The organism is Mesorhizobium sp. M1066, assembly GCF_040318635.1.
Classification (GTDB): Bacteria; Pseudomonadota; Alphaproteobacteria; order Rhizobiales; family Rhizobiaceae; genus Mesorhizobium.
In genome coordinates, this window is sequence record NZ_JAMYMR010000021.1 from 1 (window position 1) to 18,662 (window position 18,662).

The 18,662-nt window shown below is 63.7% G+C and carries 19 protein-coding genes; 12 read left to right on the forward strand and 7 right to left on the reverse strand.

The window, feature by feature from the left end; translation table 11 throughout:
- Nucleotides 1–117: 117 nt before the first annotated feature.
- The 3 genes from NKH52_RS22765 to NKH52_RS22775 form a co-directional block, all read right to left on the reverse strand.
- Nucleotides 118–1,245, reverse strand: a complete 1,128-nt coding sequence (locus NKH52_RS22765; RefSeq protein ID WP_023813236.1) for a sugar ABC transporter substrate-binding protein — start codon at nucleotides 1,243–1,245, stop codon at nucleotides 118–120.
- Nucleotides 1,246–1,546: 301 nt separating this feature from the next.
- A complete protein-coding gene (gntR, locus tag NKH52_RS22770) occupies nucleotides 1,547–2,575 on the reverse strand; it encodes an HTH-type transcriptional regulator GntR (protein ID WP_352611330.1) in 1,029 nt (342 codons plus the stop codon).
- A 178-nt stretch (nucleotides 2,576–2,753) separates the two neighbouring features.
- Complete coding sequence (locus NKH52_RS22775) at nucleotides 2,754–3,926, reverse strand: MFS transporter (protein WP_502908093.1); 1,173 nt, start codon at nucleotides 3,924–3,926, stop codon at nucleotides 2,754–2,756.
- 227 nt (nucleotides 3,927–4,153) lie between these two features.
- Here NKH52_RS22775 and NKH52_RS22780 point away from each other — a divergent pair, with 227 nt between their 5' ends.
- Nucleotides 4,154–4,444: a DUF3175 domain-containing protein gene (locus NKH52_RS22780; RefSeq protein ID WP_031213606.1), complete on the forward strand. Its 291-nt coding sequence runs from the start codon at nucleotides 4,154–4,156 to the stop codon at nucleotides 4,442–4,444.
- A gap of 12 nt (nucleotides 4,445–4,456) precedes the next feature.
- Here the strand turns inward: NKH52_RS22780 and NKH52_RS22785 are convergent, their stop codons facing one another.
- Nucleotides 4,457–5,233, reverse strand: a complete 777-nt coding sequence (locus NKH52_RS22785) for a FadR/GntR family transcriptional regulator (protein WP_023813240.1) — start codon at nucleotides 5,231–5,233, stop codon at nucleotides 4,457–4,459.
- Between the two features lie 102 nt (nucleotides 5,234–5,335).
- Nucleotides 5,336–6,232: an NAD-dependent epimerase/dehydratase family protein gene (locus tag NKH52_RS22790; RefSeq protein WP_352733297.1), complete on the reverse strand. Its 897-nt coding sequence runs from the start codon at nucleotides 6,230–6,232 to the stop codon at nucleotides 5,336–5,338.
- Nucleotides 6,233–6,351: 119 nt separating this feature from the next.
- Between NKH52_RS22790 and NKH52_RS22795 the strand changes: the two genes are divergently transcribed.
- A complete protein-coding gene (locus NKH52_RS22795; protein ID WP_352733294.1) occupies nucleotides 6,352–7,290 on the forward strand; it encodes an NAD(P)-dependent oxidoreductase in 939 nt (312 codons plus the stop codon).
- 24 nt (nucleotides 7,291–7,314) lie between these two features.
- On the opposite strand, the gene NKH52_RS22800 is transcribed toward NKH52_RS22795, so the two are convergent.
- Both NKH52_RS22800 and NKH52_RS22805 read right to left on the reverse strand, forming a co-directional pair.
- Nucleotides 7,315–8,097 (reverse strand): FadR/GntR family transcriptional regulator, encoded by a 783-nt coding sequence (locus tag NKH52_RS22800; RefSeq protein ID WP_352733291.1) that lies wholly within the window; start codon nucleotides 8,095–8,097, stop codon nucleotides 7,315–7,317.
- Nucleotides 8,098–8,294: 197 nt separating this feature from the next.
- Complete coding sequence (locus tag NKH52_RS22805) at nucleotides 8,295–9,284, reverse strand: sugar-binding protein (RefSeq protein WP_127396614.1); 990 nt, start codon at nucleotides 9,282–9,284, stop codon at nucleotides 8,295–8,297.
- A 466-nt stretch (nucleotides 9,285–9,750) separates the two neighbouring features.
- On the opposite strand from NKH52_RS22805, the gene NKH52_RS22810 reads away from it, so the two are divergent.
- From NKH52_RS22810 to NKH52_RS22855, 10 genes are all read left to right on the forward strand, one after another.
- Entirely contained in the window at nucleotides 9,751–10,491 is a 741-nt protein-coding gene (locus NKH52_RS22810; protein ID WP_013530854.1) for an ATP-binding cassette domain-containing protein, read from the forward strand.
- 41 nt (nucleotides 10,492–10,532) lie between these two features.
- Nucleotides 10,533–11,531: an ABC transporter permease gene (locus tag NKH52_RS22815; RefSeq protein ID WP_352733288.1), complete on the forward strand. Its 999-nt coding sequence runs from the start codon at nucleotides 10,533–10,535 to the stop codon at nucleotides 11,529–11,531.
- Nucleotides 11,532–11,542: 11 nt separating this feature from the next.
- Nucleotides 11,543–12,310, forward strand: coding sequence for an SDR family oxidoreductase (locus tag NKH52_RS22820; RefSeq protein ID WP_352733285.1), 768 nt, complete (start codon nucleotides 11,543–11,545; stop codon nucleotides 12,308–12,310).
- Between the two features lie 179 nt (nucleotides 12,311–12,489).
- Nucleotides 12,490–13,317 (forward strand): AraC family transcriptional regulator, encoded by an 828-nt coding sequence (locus NKH52_RS22825; RefSeq protein WP_352733282.1) that lies wholly within the window; start codon nucleotides 12,490–12,492, stop codon nucleotides 13,315–13,317.
- 112 nt (nucleotides 13,318–13,429) lie between these two features.
- Nucleotides 13,430–13,873: an SRPBCC family protein gene (locus NKH52_RS22830; protein WP_013530850.1), complete on the forward strand. Its 444-nt coding sequence runs from the start codon at nucleotides 13,430–13,432 to the stop codon at nucleotides 13,871–13,873.
- 13 nt (nucleotides 13,874–13,886) lie between these two features.
- Entirely contained in the window at nucleotides 13,887–14,684 is a 798-nt protein-coding gene (locus NKH52_RS22835) for an FAD binding domain-containing protein (protein ID WP_352733278.1), read from the forward strand.
- Between the two features lie 56 nt (nucleotides 14,685–14,740).
- Nucleotides 14,741–15,223: a (2Fe-2S)-binding protein gene (locus NKH52_RS22840; RefSeq protein WP_352733275.1), complete on the forward strand. Its 483-nt coding sequence runs from the start codon at nucleotides 14,741–14,743 to the stop codon at nucleotides 15,221–15,223.
- Between the two features lie 13 nt (nucleotides 15,224–15,236).
- Nucleotides 15,237–16,604 carry a xanthine dehydrogenase family protein molybdopterin-binding subunit gene (locus tag NKH52_RS22845; protein WP_352733272.1) on the forward strand — a complete coding sequence of 456 codons (1,368 nt, stop codon included), beginning with the start codon at nucleotides 15,237–15,239 and terminating at the stop codon, nucleotides 16,602–16,604.
- 1 nt (nucleotide 16,605) lies between these two features.
- A complete protein-coding gene (locus NKH52_RS22850; RefSeq protein ID WP_352733269.1) occupies nucleotides 16,606–17,610 on the forward strand; it encodes a xanthine dehydrogenase family protein molybdopterin-binding subunit in 1,005 nt (334 codons plus the stop codon).
- A gap of 8 nt (nucleotides 17,611–17,618) precedes the next feature.
- Nucleotides 17,619–18,500 carry an AAA family ATPase gene (locus tag NKH52_RS22855; RefSeq protein WP_352733267.1) on the forward strand — a complete coding sequence of 294 codons (882 nt, stop codon included), beginning with the start codon at nucleotides 17,619–17,621 and terminating at the stop codon, nucleotides 18,498–18,500.
- Nucleotides 18,501–18,662 lie beyond the last annotated feature (162 nt).

Genomic DNA, 18,662 nt, shown 5'->3' on the forward strand with positions numbered 1-18,662 from the left:
CCCCCACCCCCCCCACCCCCCCCCCCCCCCCCCCCCCCCCCCCCCCCCCGGGCATCGCGGGCTTGCCCCCACCCCCGGCGCCACCCCCCCCCCCGCCAGGTGACAGCCAGCGATGATTTACTGGTTTTCCTTGGTCTGACCCATGATTTCCTGGGCGCTGAAATTGATGCCGCAGGTCGGGAAGGAATTGCCGACGAAGAAATTATCGGATTCCTTGGGGAAATAATCCGTGCCTTCCTTCAAGTTCGGGTCTTCGGCGATCGCCAGCGGCAGCTTCACCTCTTGTGGCACAACCTCGCCTTCGAGTGCGGCGATCGCGGTCTTGATGGCAACGGCGACCTGAGCCGGACCCGAGCCTGCGGACGAGCACTTCAGCCCGTCGGCCGAATGCGCGGCGCAGAACTTGCGGAAGCCGTTCTCGGTCTCGCCGCCAAACGGCACGAACGGATGCTTGGCGTCGATCATCGCCTGCACGATGCCGGTGTCGCCGCCCTGCCCGGTGATGCCGTCGAACGGACCGTTGGTGGCGATCGCATCCGCGGTCACTTTCTGTGCCACGCCGTCATCCCATTTGCCGGCGACTTCGGTCACGTCCCACTTCTTGCCGGACGCGTCGAAGACCTCGTGGATGCCGTTGTGACGATCGGTGTCGACCGAGGTGCCGGCGACGCCGCGCACTTCCAGGATCTTGCCGCCGTTCGGAATCTTGGCGACCAGCCACTTGGCCCACAATTCGCCAAGGCCCTTCTGATCGACATTGACGTTGATGGCGTCCTTGGTGTCGAGGATGTTGTCGAAGGCGACCAGCACGATGCCGGCTTCCTTGGCGCGCTTGATGACCGGACCGAAGGCCGTCGGGTTCTGGGCGTCGGTCACGATGGCGTCATAGCCGGAATCGATGAAATTGTTGATCGCCGAGATCTGTGCCGGCACGTCCTCGCCCGTCGAGACGACCTTGAATTCCTTGATCTTGGCTTTGACTTCAGGTTGTGCGGCGTAGGCCTTGGCCGTCTGCACCATCTGGATGCGCCAGGTATTGGCGATATAGCCATTGGCAAAGGCGATGCGGAACGGCCCTTCCTTCTTGGGATATTTGAAGAATTTGGTCTCCGCGCTCCACGGCGCGAAACAGTCCGCCTGAGCGGCGGGACCCGACACGATTTCGGGTCCGGCGGCCATGGCGGCCGAATTGAGCATGACGAATGCAGTGGCGGCAACGACGCCACCAACAAGTGACTTGATCATCGATAATCCTCCCGATTGCAGTTCAGATTGTTCGTTTCGCAACGCGAATTTTCGCGCGATGGACCGGCACCTCCCGCCTCGCCATGCGCGTCCTTGGCCGCCCGTGGTGGCCGACCCGGTTCCTCCCTTGTCGCCCCCAGCGGTACGAAAACTATCATATTATCCATAATAAACAAGTATTAGTTGTCGCTTATGTATAATAAACAGGTACGCCCTGTCGTTTATGCACCTGCCTGCGGGAAATGGTAGCGCTACCAAATTGGCGTGTAAACCGGCATTTGCACAGTCGCTCCTGTGCGTTTCAACGCGCCGTGCTCTCGCGGCGCTTGAGCTCGAAACCGAGGTCGACGATCCGTTGCTCCGGTCTGTTGCCGGCGATCGCCGCAAGCGCCATGGCAACGGCACGCCGGCCGATCTCATAACGATGGGTGCGGATGCTGGTGACCGAAGGAAACGCCACCTGCATCATGTCGAGATCGTTGAACCCGACGATGCCGATCGTCTTCGGCACCGCGATCGAAGCGCGATGGCATTCGAACAAGACACCGAGCGCGATATCGTCATTGTTGCAGAAGACACCGTCGAGTGTCGGCACCTTGGCCAGCGCATCGCGGAACATCTCGCGGCCGAGCGACACGCTGGACAGCACCGGCGTAGTGGTGACGAGGCGCGGGTCGAACAGGCCCGCGGCCTCCATCGCCGCGCGATAGCCGGCAAGGCGCCGCTGCGAACGCGGATCCATGCGCGCGCCGATGAAGCCGATGCGGCGATAGCCGGCCTCGATCAGATGCTCGGTCGCCGCCCTGCCGCCATCGAGATGCGAGAAGCCGACCATCATGTCGACGGGATCTGGACCGGTTTCCATGACTTGCACCACAGGGCAGCCGGCACTTTCCAGCAGCTTTCGCGAAGCCGGTGTCTGATCGATGCCGGCGACGATCAGCGCGGCTGGCCGTTGCGAACCGAACACCTGCAGCAGCCGCTCTTCCTCAAGGCCGGAATAGTGGGTGTTGCCAAGCTGGATGCGGAACGGGCTGGCCGACAGGCTGTCATAGATGCCACGCACCACCTCGGCGAAGACGTTATTGGTCAGCGACGGCACCAGCACGCCGAACACCTCGGCGCGCGCCGAGGCCAGGGCCCGGGCATTCGGGTCCGGCACATAGCCCAGTTCGTCGACGGCGGCCTGGATCTGGCGGCGCAGCTCTTCGGACACACGCTCCGGCTCGCGCAGGGCGCGCGACACGGTGATGGCGCCGACACCGGCCTTGCGCGCGACATCCGCGATGGTAGGGCGGCCGCCGCCCCGGCGCGAGCGCGGCTTGGTCAAGGGCGCACTCCTGGCGACGGGCTTGTGCAGCCAAGCGCCTTTAGAACCATATTCAGGGTCTTTGCCACCGTCGTCATGCCAAATCGGCCTGTTGCCGCACCCATCCGCCTTCCGGCGTCGCGCAGCCTTGGGTGGTTGTCAAGCCGCGCAGCTCCCGGACCATTTGGGCAGGGTGAGCTCAGGCCATCACGGCTGTGCTGCGCCGTGCCTTCCACAACAGCAGCCCGATCGCCAGTATGTTCAGCAAATTCCAGGCGATGCCGTTGAGGAACGCAGCCGCATAAGAGCCGGTCAAATCGTAGATCCAGCCCGACATCCAGCCGCCGATCGCCATGCCGAAGATCGTCGCCATCAAGACGATGCCGATACGCTGGCCAGCCTCTTTGGCCGGCATGTAGTCGCGCACGATGATCGCGTAGCAAGGCACGATACCGCCTTGCGACAGGCCGAACACCAGCGACACCACATAGAGCGAGGCAAGCCCGTCGAACGGGATGTAGAACAGCAGCGACAGGCATTGCAGCACCGAGCCGATCATCAGTGTCCACACCGCGCCGATACGGTCGGCGAGAAAGCCCGATGCCAGCCGACTGACGACGCCGCCTGCCATCATGATCGACAGCATGTCGGCGCCATGCGCCACGCCGTAGCCGAGATCCATGCAATAGGCGACGATATGCACTTGCGGCATCGACATCGCCACGCAGCAGCCGAGGCCGGCGACGACCAGCAGCACCTGCAACGCCGCCGGCGACAGCGGCATCGACTGCACCGGCCGGCTTCCGGGCGAACCGGCGGCAGCCGCAACTGGGGCACCACGCCTCAGCATCAGCACCAGCGGCACCATTGTCACCAGGCAGAAGATGCCGATTGCCGCATAAGTGAAGCGCCAGCCTTCCGCCTTTATCAGTGTCGGCATGATGGTCGGCCAGATCGCTCCGGCGAGGTAGTTTCCGGCGGCCGCCGCCGTGACCGCGACACCGCGACGGCGGTTGAACCAGTGCGAGATATCGGCGATCAGCGGCCCGAAGATCACCGACGTGCCGATACCGATCAGCACTCCTTGGGCAAGCGTGAATTGCAGGATCGAGGTCGACAGCGCCGCGAGAAGCAGGCCGGCGGAAAGCGCGATCGAAGAGAGCAGCGCCGGGATCCAGTAACCCATCCGGTCGATGGCGCGGCCGACCAGCACGTTGCCGGCGGCGAAACCGACCATGGTCGCAGTGTAAGGCATGGACGCCGCGGCGCGGTCGACGCCGAACTCGGCCTGCACCGCGGGCAGCACCACGACCACAGCCCACATGCCGACGGCGCCGATCGTCGCCAGCAGCATCGAGATGGCAAGCCGCATCCAGGCATAGGAGCTGTCGATGCCGGGGCCGGCCGGGATGCTGTCGGTTCGGGTCAAGGCGTTTCCTGTCGGCGGTCTCGGAGATCGGCCGCCGTTTGCGCCACTATCGGCGCATTCTCAGGCCGCAGCAGCGCCACAGCGGGCAAATCCGTGGCTCCAGAGCCAGGGCGGAACCGATGCCGATGTGCGGAGTTTCCCGGCAACCCACCCTGCAGAGGAGTCCTGCGATGACCGCCACCAGGAAAAAATGGTCGGCCGAGGTGACCGAGCACAGCGACGCGATGGATCTTGAGGATCACGTCTTCGAATCCGACGACGCCAGGAAGATCGCCGCCTCGCTCAAGCGATCCGCCGAACACAGCCACCGGCGCAAGGCCGAGCCGTTCCAGTCGGCCATGTCGATGCTGAACTTCTACATCAACCGCGCCGGCAAGAACTTGCCTGCCGCGCGCAAAAAAGTGCTTGAGGACGCCAAGGACGAACTGCGCAGCGCCTTCGGACGTGACAAGGATGATTAGCGGCGGCCGGCCCTACCGGGCGCGGATGACGCCGTCTGTGTTGGCGAGCAGTTTGCGCACTGCATTGCGCGCCGCGTCGGGGCGCTGCAGGCGGATGTTCTTCTCGATTGCCTCGTGCAGCTTCTGCGCGTGGTTGAGATCGTCGATCTCCCGCGTCGTATAGGCAAAGAGGTGATCGAAGGCGGATTCGATCAGTACGCCGAGCGGCACCAACAGGTCGTTGCCCGAAGCCCGCAGGATGGCAAGATGGAAGCGCGTGTCGGCGCGGGTCCGCTCCTGCAGGCTCGTCGCCTCTCCCATCTCCCGGCAGGCCAGGCTGATCTCGGCCATCTGCTCGTCGGTTCTTCGCATGGCGGCAAACGCGGTCGCTTCCGGCTCGATGATGTGGCGGAATTCCTGCACCGTCTTGAGGAACACTTCGCGATCCGGCGACGTCGCGTACCAGGCAAGCACATCGCGATCGAGCAGGTTCCAGCGTTCCTTCGGCTCGACCCAGCTGCCGATCTTGGGACGTGAGGCCAAAAGGCTCTTGGCCATCAGCATCTTGATCGCCTCGCGCACCGCCGAGCGGCTGACGCTGAAGGTCTCCGACCATTTCGCTTCATTGGGCAGGATGGTGCCGGGCGGATAGTCGCCGCGCACGATCCTGAGGCCAATTTCGCTGGCCAGCGAGGCGTGGACGCTGGAGCCAGGAATACGGGCGGCGTCCGCCCGGCGAACGCCGCCCGGACGGTCCCCGGAGGCCGCTTTCCCCAACGATTTTTCCTTGTTCGGCTTCGCGTCCCGCATGGGTTCCAGAAAGTCCGTATTAAGCAGGCTGTCAAGCGCGGCAAGCGGCTTGCACCGCAAAGCCGCCCGCTGTGCACAGATCAGCCTCGATTGCTTCGCGGATCAGTCCTGCTTGACGTGTTTGCGCCAGCTATGCTCCGGGCGGAAGCCGAGCACGTCACGCGCCTTGCGGTTCGACAGCAGCGTCTCGTATTCGCCGAGTTCGGCCTTGACCGGCACGCCGGGGTAGAACCGCTTCAAGAGTTCGGCGGTCGGCAGGTCGGACGAGGTGTCGTCATTGGCCGCGTTGAACACCTGATAGCCGAGCCCGTCCTTCTCTATGGCGCGCAGCGTGATCTGGCCGAGATCGCGTGCATCGACATAGCTCCAGGCGATGCGCTTGCGGAAACCCGGATCGGCGAACCATTTCGGAAACAGCGAATATTCGTGCGGCTCGATGACGTTGCCGATGCGCAAGGCATAGATGTCGGTGCCGTTGCGCTGCGCAAAGGCGCGTGCCGTCTTCTCGTTGACGACCTTGGACAAAGCGTAGCTGTCCATCGGGTCGACGTCATACTCCTCGTCGAGCGGGAAATATTTGGGATCGCGCGGCTCGTTGGCGAAGACGAGACCATAGGTCGTCTCGCTGGAGGCGATGATAATTTTGCGGATACCGAGCTTCACCGCCGCCTCGATGACATTGTAGGTGCCGAGCGCGTTGATGCGGAACACCTCGTTGTCGGTGGTGATCATGATGCGCGGGATGGCGGCGAAATGCACCACCGCATCGACCGGCTGCGGGCGCAGCGAAGGGTCGAATTCGTGCAGGCCCATATAGCTCGACAGTGCGTTGAACACCTGCCCGCTGTCGGTGATGTCGGTGATCAGCGTGCGCACCTTTGGGTTGTCGAGCGGCCTGGTGTCGATGTTGAGCACCTGGCAGCCTTGCTCCACCAGATACTGGACAACATGGCGTCCGGCCTTGCCACTGCCGCCGGTGAACATGATCCGCTTCGTCATTTTGCTCTCCACATCCTCAGGAATTTATGTGTATTGTCAGACAATATCGCCATCCGCAACCACCCACGCCTGCAAAACGGCAGCGCCTGACATCAATCATTGCAACAGGACTTGAAGACATGAACACGACTGCCGCGCGCGAAAAGATCGGCTTCATCGGCCTTGGCCTGATGGGCCACGGGATCGCCAAGAACATCGTCGACAAGGGCTACAGCCTGACCTTCCTCGGCCGCAAGAACCGCAAGCCGGCGGAAGACCTGCTTGGCCGCGGCGCCACGGAAGCATCGACCTCGCGCGATGTGGCGGCAGCGTCTGATATCGTCTTCATCTGCGTCACCGGTTCGCGCGAGGTCGAAGCCATCATTCGCGGCCCGGGCGGCCTCAAGGAGGGTTTGAAGAAAGGTTCGGTCGTCGTCGATTGCTCGACCTCAGATCCAGTCTCGACCATTGCGCTTGCCGCTGAGCTCAATGCACTCGGCATCGATTTTGTCGACGCACCGCTCAGCCGCACGCCGAAGGAAGCCTGGGAAGGCACGCTCGACGCCATGGTCGGCGCACCGGACGCCCTCTTTGCCAGGGTGAAACCGGTAATCGAAACCTGGGCCGGCCGCATCGTCCATATCGGCGACACCGGCGACGGCCATCGCATGAAGCTGCTCAACAATTTCATCTCGCTCGGCTACGCCGCGATCTATTCCGAGGCACTGGCACTGGCTGAGAAGGTCGGCATCTCGCCGCCGCGCTTCGACAGCGTCATTCGCAATGGCCGCATGGATTGCGGCTTCTACCAGACCTTCATGCGCTGGACGCTGGAAGGTGACCGCGATGCGCACAAATTCACCATCGCCAATGCCTTCAAGGACCTGACCTATCTGGAATCGATGGCGGGTGCGGCCGGCATCGCCAACCCGCTCGGCAACGCCACCAAGAACTCCTTCGCCGGTGCCCATGCAACCGGCCCGGCCGAGCAATTCGTGCCGATGCTGGCGACGCATATCGGCAAAGTGAACGGTGTCGACCTGATGCCGATGAAGGATGGCAAGAAGCAGACCATTTAACCGATCGCCCAACGCTGGCGCCGGTCACCGCCGCCACCGCCCTATCCCGTCGTCGGTATCTGCAAGCAGCTTGTGCACGGCGTTGCGCGCGGCGGCGGGGCGCTGCAGGCGGATGTTCTTTTCGATCGCCTCATGCAGCTTCTGCGCCTGGCGCTGATCGGCGACCTGCTGTGTCGTGAATGCGAAGAGATGGTCGAGCGCCGATTCGATCAGCACGCCGAGCGGCACCAGAAGGTCGTTGCCGGAAGCGCGCAGGATGGCCAGATGAAAGCGCGTATCGGCGCGGATACGCTCCTGCAGGCTCAAGGCCTCGCCCATGTCGCGGCAGGCCTGGCTGATTTCCGCCATTTGCTCGTCGCTGCGCCGCATGGCGGCAAAGGCCGACGCTTCCGGCTCGATGATATGACGAAACTCCTGCACGGTTCGCAGGAACGCCTCGCGGTCGGGCGCCGTCGCGTACCAGGCCAGAACGTCGCGGTCGAGCAGGTTCCAGCGCTCCTTCGGCTCGACCCAACTGCCGATCTTGGGGCGTGAGGCCAATAGGCTCTTCGCCATCAGCATCTTGATGGCTTCGCGCACCGCCGAACGGCTGACATTGAAGATCTCGGCCCATCTGGACTCGTTGGGCAGGATGGTGCCGGGCGGATAGTCGCCACGCACGATCCGCAGGCCAATCTCGCCGGCCAACGAGACATGGACGCTCGCCCCCGCAAAATGCGCGGCACCAGCCTTCCGCATGACAGCCGGACCGTGGCTCGCTTGTGCCTTGGTTCGGTCGGTTCGCTTGCTTGACTTCTCGTCCGGCATCCACGTTCCAATGCGTCGACCGTCTGTCGTCCGGACTGGTCCGAACCGTACGGGCGCCGATCTCGTTGCCGAAAAATCCAGATCACGGGCGCGGCAAAGCCGGAGCCGATTGCCCCAACCATTGCGTCCGTTCGGGAATGATCGCTCCGTTCAGGAATGACGGGGCGCCCGCAACCGGGCGCCCCGAAATCGAGAACCTACTTCTGGATGCAGGTGTCGACCGTATCCTTGGTGCACTCGTCGAGGCCGGTGAACACCGGATCGGCGACCGCCTTGCCTTCGATCAGGTCGATCATCACCGACGGTGCCTTGTAGCCCATTTCGAACGGCCGCTGGCCGACCAGAGCCGTTACAAGGCCGTCACGAGCGATCGCCACTTCGTCGCCGATCGTGTCGGCGGCGCCGATGACGAAGTCGTTGCTGGCGATCCGGTCCTTGAGCGGCCCGAACAGATCGCGGTAGGGCTGCGGCGCGCCGAACAGCGGCCAGCCGCCCATGATGCCGAAGGCGTCCAGCTTGGGGTTGGCGGCGAGGATGTCGGTCATCGCCTGCACGCCCTTGGCGCCGTCGTCATTGGTGAACACCGGGCAGCCGGCGACTTCGGTCCAGCCACCTTCACCCGCAAGTGCGGCAAGGCCTTCCTTGCCCGACAGTGCGTCACGCATGCCTTGCGCACGGCGCAGGATGTTGTCGGCTGCCGGGTTGCCTTCGATGGTGCAGATCGTGCCACCATTCGGCTTGCCCTTCTTGATGTACTCGCCGATCTTCTTGCCCATCAGGTAATTGTCGGTACCGAGATAGGTCTTGCGAAGACCTGCGTCTTCCTTGCTGAGATCGGCATCGACCGTCATGATCGGGATCGTCGGATTGGCGCTCTTGATCGTCTGCGCGATCAGCGGCGCGTTGGACGGCGAGATCGCCATCGCGACCGTGTCGGCCTTGCTCAGCATGTCCTGGACGATCTGCGCCTCGCCGGCCTCGTCCGAAGTCGATGCCGGACCGGTGTAGAAGCATTCATACTCCGAGCTGGCGTTTTCCTTGTTCCATTTCTCGCAGCCCTGGTGGATGGCCTCGAAGAACGGATTGTCGAGACCTTTCACGACAATGACGAGCTGTTTCTTGGCCAAAGCCGGCCCGGCACCCAACGCCATTGCGGCGACGGCGGCGAGCAAAAGTGTTTTCCTCATGTCAGTCCTCCCTTGAAACAAACGGACACGGCGTGCCCGCCATACAGATCGACCGGATGCGTGATGACCGAGGGTCGTTTCGCGAGCGCTCGTGTCGCCAGGACAGATCGATAAGCATTTCCAGATTCGGCTTCAGATCAGCTCACACACAGGTGCCGCCGGATGCTGGGCCGTCAAACCTCCGCCGATTCCGGCCGGCGAACCGCCAGCGGGGATCGGCATAATCTCCTCCGACGCTTAGCTAATATCGGCTTGGCGCCAACGTCAATGCTATTTGTCCTACAAAACGGATTTTTAAAATAGTCCTGGCCCAATTCGTCCGACAATTGATTGACGTGCGCCGGCTTTTGCGTAAAAGAACGCTAACGCCGTCTTCGGGAGGAGCCGGGGAGAGCGAGGCCAAAGCAGCGTCGGCATCCACGCCGGGAACAGCGGCAGGTCGCAAATCACGGGGAGGCAAAGGCTGGTGGCGGTTCTCGAACTCACCAACATCTCAAGGCATTTCGGCGCCATCCAGGCTGTCAACGACGTTTCGCTGTCGATCGAGCCCGGACAGGTGGTCGGCCTCATGGGCGACAACGGCGCCGGCAAGTCGACGCTGGTCAAGATGATCGCCGGCAATTTCCGCCCGAGCCATGGCACCATGCACATGGACGGCAAGGAATTGATCCTGCACAAGCCGGCGGAAGCCCGCCAGCACGGCATCGAGATCGTCCACCAGGACCTTGCGCTCTGCAACAATCTGACCGCCGCCGCCAATGTCTATCTCGGCCGCGAACTGCGGCGCGGCGTCGGGCCGTTCCGCATCCTTGACTATGCCTCGATGTACAAGCGCGCCGGCCAGCTCTTCGCCGAATTGAAGTCCGAAACCCGTCCGCGCGACCTCGTCAAGCAGATGTCGGGTGGCCAGCGCCAAGCGGTGGCGATCGCCCGCACCATGCTGTCGCAGGCCAAGATCGTGCTGATGGACGAACCGACGGCCGCTATCTCGGTGCGCCAGGTCGCCGAAGTGCTGAACCTGATCCGCCATTTGCGCGATCAAGGCATTGCCGTCGTGCTGATCAGCCACCGAATGCCTGACGTCTTCACCGTCGCCGACCGCGTCATAGTCATGCGGCGCGGTCGCAAGGTCGCCGACAAGACGATTGCGTCGAGCTCGCCCGAGGAAGTCACCGGGCTGATCACCGGCGCCATCGAACAGGTTTGATTTCAGCGAATTTCACCACGCACAGCAGATGAAGGTCGACGATGGCACTGACAATTGACCAGCCGATCGAACACAAGCAGCAATCCTTGGCAGCGAGACTGTTTGCCAGCCAGACCTTCTGGGTGGTGATCGCGGTCATCCTCGCCTGCGTGTTCCTGTCGTTTGCCACCGATGCCTTCGCCACGTCGAAGAACCTCTACAACATCACCCGCAACATCACCTTCGTCGCCATTATCGCGCTCGGCATGACCTTCGTCATCATCACCGGCGGCATCGACCTCTCGGTCGGCTCGGTGCTGTGCCTGTCGTCGATGATTTTGGCCGTCACCATGCATGCCGGCTACTCGATCGAGATCGGCATCCTGGCCTCGATCGCCACAGCGCTCGCCATTGGCGCCTTCAACGGCGTGCTGATCGCCTATCTCGGCTTTCCACCGTTCGTGGTGACGCTCGGCATGCTGTCGATCGCCCGAAGCCTCGCCATGGTCGCCTCCAACAACACGGTCGTCTTCCAGTTCGGGCCGGACCACGCCAAGCTTCTGTCATTGGGCGGCGGCGCCTGGGTGTTCGGCATCGCCAATCCGGTGCTTTACATGATCCTCCTGGCGCTGATCACCGGCTTCATCCTGCGCTGGACCAAGTTCGGCCGCCACATCTTCGCCATCGGCGGCAATGAGCACGCGGCAACGCTGACCGGCGTTCCGGTGCGCCAGATCAAGGTTGCCGTCTACATGATCTCGGCGCTGTCGGCGGGCATTGCGGGCATCATCCAGACCGGCTGGCTGGGTGCCGTCACCACCAATCTCGGCACCGGCATGGAGCTGCAGGTGATCGCCGCCACCGTCATCGGCGGCGCCAATCTGGCCGGCGGCGTCGGCACCGCCTTCGGCGCCATCGTCGGCGCGGCCCTGATCGAGGTGATCCGCAACAGTCTCGGCCTGCTCGGCATCAATGCCTTCTGGCAAGGTGTGTTCATCGGCGGCGCCATCCTGCTGGCGGTGCTGTTCGACCGCATCCGCAATTTCCGCCGCAGCGACTAAGCCGACAGTTGATGGCCAACTCCCTGTTCAGCCTCGAGGGCCGGCTGGCGCTGGTGACTGGCTCCGGCCAGGGCATCGGCTTCGCGCTGGCTCGGGGCCTGGCCGAACATGGGGCAAGCGTGGTGCTGAACGGCCGCGACGCCGCCAGGATCGGCGGTGCCGTCGAAAAGCTGCGCGATGCCGGCTTCAAGGCGCACGCCTCGACCTTCGACGTCACTGATTTTCAGGCGGTCAACGAGGACATCGCCCGCATCGAGGCCGAGATCGGCGCCATCGACATCCTCATCAACAATGCCGGCATACAATTCCGCGCCCCGCTCGAGGACTTTCCCGAGGAGCAATGGGAGCGCCTGTTCAAGACCAATGTGTCGGGCGCCTTCCATGCCGCCAAGGCGGTCGCCCGCCACATGATCCCGCGCGGCAAGGGCAAGATCATCAACATCGGTTCGGTGCAGAGCGAACTGGCAAGGCCGAACATCGCGCCCTACACCGCCACCAAGGGCGCGATCCGCAACCTGACAAGGGGCATGTGCGCCGATTGGGCCAAACACGGCCTGCAGATCAATGCGATCGCGCCCGGCTATTTCCGCACCGAGATGAACCAGGCGCTGGTCGACAATCCCGAATTTTCCGCCTGGCTGGAAAAGCGCACGCCGGCGGGGCGCTGGGGCAATGTCGACGAGCTGATCGGCGCCGCCGTGTTCCTTGCCTCCGACGCCTCGTCTTTCGTCAACGGCCATACGCTGTATGTCGATGGCGGCATGACGGCTTCGGTTTGAGGTTGGCAATTCTCCCGACCGCTATTCGTTCCAGTGCCTATCGCTCAGTCTGAAAATCCGGCCTCACTGGCCGTCATTCGCTCTCGCCGCCCCCGCGCGTCTTGACGCGGCCCCGAACTCCGCCGCACAATCCCTGTTGCAGGCGAAGGGAGGCCAGTCGTCTGCGGGAGGATATACCCATGACGGAAGCGATCAGGCTCTACTGGGGCCGGTTCGGACATGTTTCTATCCTGAATGTCGCAAGCGACTTCGTCACCCATGCCCATGTCGAGGCCCATCTGATCATCTGGCTGGAAGGTACGGCCGGCGAAATGACCATCGGCCGCGAGACCGTCCGGCTTGGACCTGGAACGGCCGCCGGCATCAACTCTTTCCAGCCGCACAGCCATGTTCTGTCGCAAAACGGGACGCCCGGTCTGTTTCTCGCCTTCTACATCGATGCCGACTGGGCGCGGCGCCGCCGCGACCTGCCTTCGTCGGCGCCGCTGTTCTCACAAGCCGCGATTACGCTGGAACCGTGGCTGCATCAGGCCGCCGCCAATCTGCTCGACCACCTCAGCGACAATGAGAGCGTTGACGATATCGCCAACTACGAGATCGAGCGTTTCGTCGATAGCGTGCTCGACGCCGCCGACGCCTCGGCGCCGCAGGAGGCCCGTGTCCGCATCAACACCATGCAGGATTTTCGTGTCCGCAAGGCAATCCAGCTGATGAAGGCCAATGTCTGCGAGCGCATCTGCTTCGACGACGTGGCACGCAGCGTCGGCCTGTCGCGGCCGCATTTCTTCGCTCTGTTCAAGGAACAGACCAATCTGACGCCCAATGTCTACTGGAACACGCTGCGCATGGAGGAAGCGGTGCGGCAGCTGCAATGGTCGCAGGAACCGCTGATCTCGGTCGCCTGCAATCTCGGCTTCACCACGCAGGGCAATTTCTCGCGCTTCTTCCGCGACCATGTCGGCGTGCCGCCGACGCTCTACCGCGAGGCCGCGCGGGCGATCGCCTGAGCCAACCGCCCTTTTTCAGACTCCTTGATAGGCGCTCAAGACGCATTGATAAGCGTCGCTGAAATGGCCGCCCTACCCTTGCACCGGATCGCTTTTGCAAGGGAACATTTGAATGGCCAAAGTCACCATATCCAGCGTCATCGACGCGCCGGTCGAAAAGGTCTGGGCGCGCATACGCGACTTCAACGGGCTGCCGGACTGGCATCCGCGCATGGTGGAAAGCCACATTGAAGACGGCAAGGACGCCACTACGATCGGCTGCGTGCGCAATTTCCAGCTCGCCAGCGGCGCCCGCCTGCGCGAAAAGCTGCTCGATTTTTCCGATCAGAATTTCCTGGTCAGCTACTCCATCCTGGAGACGCCGCAGCCGCTGACCAATCACAAGGCGACGCTTCAATTGCGGCGTGTGACCGATGGCGACCGCACCTACGCCGAATGGACCGCCAGCTTCGACGCCGCGCCCGAGGAGGCAGACAAGCTGGCCGAGGGCATGGGCGCCAATGTCTTTCAGGGCGGCTTCAACGCCCTGAAAAGCCATTTCGCCGGCCAGAGCTGACAGGAGCCAAACCATGGCGCTGGCACTGCAGACTTTTGCAACGGTGAAGGACGCGAACGCGGCACTGAAAGCCCAGGGCACACGCTATCTCGGCGGCGGCACGCTGGTCGTCCGCGCGGCCAATGAAGGCGATGTTTCGGTTTCCGGCCTTGTCAAGTCGACCGAGCCGTCCCTGTCCACCATCGCCGTTGCCGGTGGAAAAGCCCGCGTCGGCGCTTCAGTGACGATGGCAGCGATCGCCGGCCATCCGGAGCTCGGCACGCTCGCCAAGGCCGCCCGCGCCGTCGGTGGCCCGGCCATCCGCAACATGGCGACCGTCGGCGGCAATCTTTTTGCCCCGGCCCCCTATGGCGATTTTGCCGTTGCCCTGCTGGCGCTCGATGCCATGGTCGGCACCGATGGCGGCGAAACGCCTATCGAGACTTTTCTGGCCAATCGGGACGGCAGCCGTGCCATCGTCACTTCCGTGAGCTTCACGCTTCCGAAGGCCGACAGTTTCCGCTTCCTGAAAGTGTCGAGGGTCAAGCCCAAGGGCGTCTCGGTGCTCAGCATAGCCGGTGCTCTGGAACTGTCGTCGGATGGCACCGTGACCTCGGCGCGGATCGCGCTCGGCTGCATGGCAGATCGGCCAATGCGCGCCAGGGCGGCGGAAAAAGCGCTGATCGGCCGAACGCTGACCGCTGACGGCATCGCGCCGGCCTTGGCCGCGGCCGGTGATGGCACCTCGCCCATCACCGACCCGATCGCCAGCGCCTGGTATCGCGCCGAAGTCCTGCCGGTTCATCTCGGCCGGTTGCTGCTCGCATACTAATTCGTTCGGGGCGCGCGTCTGTCCGCTGGTTCGGGCAGGCGCGCTGGGAGGAAAACATGGCAAAGATTCCGGTTCAATTCACGCTCAACGGCTCGGAAAAGGCCGAATTCATCGACAGCGGCACGACGCTGCTTCAGGCGCTGCGCGACAAGATCGGCGACACCTCGCCGAAAGGCGGCTGCCATCAAGGCACCTGCGGCGCCTGTTCGGTCATCATAGACGGCGAACTCAGGCTCTCCTGCCTGACCTTGGCCGAGACCTGCGATGGCGCCGTCATCAGCACGACATCGGGACTTTCGGAAGCTGGCGTCCTGCACCCACTGCAGCGCGCCTTCCTCGACACCTTCGCCACGCAATGCGGCTTCTGCACCCCGGGCATGATCATGGCGGCCAAGGTGTTGCTCGACCATACGCCCAACCCCAGCCGCGACGAGGTGGTCGAGGCGCTGTCGGGCAACATCTGCCGCTGCACCGGTTACGAGCCGATCATCCAGGCGGTGCTGACCGCCGCCCGCGCCAATTCGCAGAACGCGGCCTGAGGGGTCCAAAGCAATGGAACTGCGCAAGAACTACTTCGCTGATATCCGCAAGGACGATCTGAACGAGATCGGCCAGCCCCGGCCGCGCTCGGATTCACCCGGCCATGTCACCGGCAAGACCGCCTTTTTCGCCGACCGCAATTTCCCTGGCATGCTGCACCTGAAGATGGTGCGCAGCCCGCATCACCATGCCCGCATCCGCTCGATAGACACGTCGGAGGCCGAGAAGCATCCGGGCGTCGTCAGAGTGCTGACCGCCAAGGACGTGCCGCACAATGTCTACACCATCCTGATCCTGATCCAGGTCGGGCCGGAGGACGAGACGGTGCTGGCCGACGGCAAGGTGCGCTGGAAGGGCGAGGCCGTGGTGGCCGTGCTGGCCGAAACCGAGCGTGCCGCGCAAGAGGCCGCAGCCAAGGTCAAGGTCGACTATGAGGTGCTGCCGGCCGTCTTCGACATGGAAGAGGCGCTGAAGCCCGGCGCGCCCCTGGTCAACGAATATCACGGCCAGAATTATTACCTCTATGACAGCGGCGAGTGCCGCAAGGTGCGCTTCGGCGATGTCGAGGCGGGCTTCGCCGGCGCCGACCACATCCTGGAGGAGAGCTACCAGTCCTCGCCGATCGAGCACGCGCCGACCGAGACCACCGGCTGCGTGGTGTCGCCCGAAGGCAATGACCGCTTCACCTGCTACACCAACACGCAGGCGATGTTCTTCACGCTCGACAACACCTCGATCATCCTGCAGATGCCGGGCAGCAAACTGCATTTCGTCGGCGGCACCGTCGGCGGCGGTTTTGGCGGCAAGGTCGACGTCATCGTCGAGCCGATCGCCATCCTCGGCGCAAAATTAACAGGACGACCAGTCTGTTTTATCTACAGCCGCGAGGAGGAGATGCAGATCTCGTCGCCGCGAGCGGCCGAAAAGGTCGTCATCAAGGACGGCGTCATGAAGGACGGCCGCATCGTCGCGCGCAAGGTCACCGGCTATACCGACGCCGGCGCCTATTCGCGCCACTCGCCCTATGGCGCGCAGAAGGGCGCGGGGCACTATCCCGGCCCCTACACCATCCCAAACGTCTGGATCGACACCTACTGCGTCTACACCAACCGCACGCCCTCATCCGCCATGCGCGGCTTCGGCGTCACCATCGGCGATTTCGCGCTGGAGGTGCAGATGGACAAGCTGGCGCGCCTGATCGGCATGGATCCGCTCGAATTCCGCTTCATCAACGCCTATCGCGACGGCGACATGAAAGCGCATCGCCAGCCGACCGAGGGCGCGGCGCTGATCGAGTGCATGCAGGAAGCCTCGCGCGCAGCCAACTGGCCGGTGGCGGAAAAGTTCATGGCGATGTCGTCCTACGTGAAGGGAGCTTGAGATGGCGATCAGGCGCGGACGCGGCGTCGCCGCGATCAACTATCCCACAGGCATGAACCTCGGCGGCGACCCGACGCAGGCGCTGGTGCATTCGACGCCGACAGGCAATTTCATGGTGACGCTGTCATCGGTCGATCTCGGCCAGGGCATGAAGCAGATCATGGCGCAGATCTGCGCCGAGACGATCGGCGTGCCGACCGACCGTGTCGTCGTCGACACCGCCGACACCGACACCGGCCCGCACTGCATGGGCACCTTCGCCTCGCGCGGCACCCACCGCGCCGGCAACGCCGTCATCCAGGCGGCAAGGGAAGCGCGCCAGGTGATGCTGGAAGTGGCGGCCGAGGAACTGGAGGTGAACGCCTCCGACCTCGAGACCGACGGCCAGGGCAACATCCTGGTCAAGGGCGCGCCGCAGAAATCGATCTCGATCTTCGATGTCGCGCTGTCGGCGCATTTCAAGCGCGGCCGCTCGATTTCCGGCCGCGGCATGTTCCTGATTCCCCGCTCCTATCCCGAGAAAGAAACCGGCGCGATGAAGCCGTCGACCTGTTATGCCCATGCCTGCACCGTGGCCGAGATCGAGGTCGACGACGAGACCGGCGAGGTCACCGTGTTGACGGTCAAGAACGTCTTCGAGATCGGCCGCGCGCTGAACCCGAAAATGGTCGAACAGCAACTGGTTGGCGGCTCCTGGATGGGCATCAGCCATGCGCTCTACGAGACGACCGAGCCCTACTATCCCAACCGCGATCATGGCGGCACCGACTTCAACCAGTATCTGATGCCGGGTCCCGGCGACCTTGCCGAGACAGAGATCATCGTGCTGGAGCGTCCTTCCGCCGACGGACCCTATGGCGCCAAGGGGCCCGGCGAAATGTGCGCCAATCCGCAGATCCCGGCGGTCGCCAATGCGGTCTTCGACGCCGTCGGCGTGCGCATCGACACGCTGCCGATCACGCCGGAGCGCATCTTACGCGCGCTGAAGGCGCAAGCGGCGAACTGAGGGCTGGAATGACCGGGACAAGCGCCGAGACTGTCGCGACCTCGCCGGAGGCGGTGGCACAGCATCTGGCCGCCTCGCGCTATCTGGCCGATGAAAGCCTTTCGACCGCCATCTTCCTGGCGATCCGGCTGGGCAAGCCGCTGCTGCTCGAAGGCGCGCCGGGCGTCGGCAAGACGGAAGCGGCGAAGGCGATCGCCGCGCTGCTCGGCCGCGATCTGGTGCGGCTGCAATGTTACGAAGGCATCGACGCCGCGCACGCGCTCTACGAGTGGAACTACCAGCGCCAGCTGCTCGCCATCCGCCATGCCGGCGAGCATGAGATCGATATCTATGACGACCGTTTCCTGATCGCCCGGCCGCTGCTGCAGGTGTTGAAGGCGCCGGAGCAGCGCGTGCTGCTGGTCGATGAAATCGATCGCTCGGATCATGAATTCGAGGCGCTGCTTCTGGAATTCCTCTCCGATTTCCAGATCAGCATTCCCGAGCGCGGCACCATCCGCGCCGCGGCACAGCCGATCGTCATCCTGACCTCGAACCGCACCCGCGAACTCGCCGAAGCGCTGCGCCGGCGCTGCGTCTATCACTGGATCGGCTATCCGGACGCCGAGCGCGAGGCCGCCATCATCATGCTGCGCGCCGGCGATGTGGCCGAGACGACGGCACGCGCCGTGGCGGCAGCCGTGCAGACCATTCGCGCCCGCCCGCTGGCCAAGCCGCCGGGGATCGCCGAGGCGGTCGAATGGGCCAACGCCGCCACTATCCTGGAAAAAGGCGGCAGTCCGTGGCCGGAAGCCTTCCGCCGCGCCATCGGCGTGCTCATCAAGGACGAGGAAGATCTCTCCTACATCGCGCCGGAGCTTGGCCGCATCGTCGAGGAGGCGCTGGTGTGAGCCGAGACCTCAACGGCACGTTCTCCCCGTTAAGGGTGGCGCGGCCTCACCGGCGCATTCCGCAACGCTGGCGGGACAGCGCCCCCCTCTGTCCTGCCGGACATCTCCCCCTCAAGGGGGGAGATCAGCTGTCATTTCGGTTTTCGCCAATTTCCAGCGTCG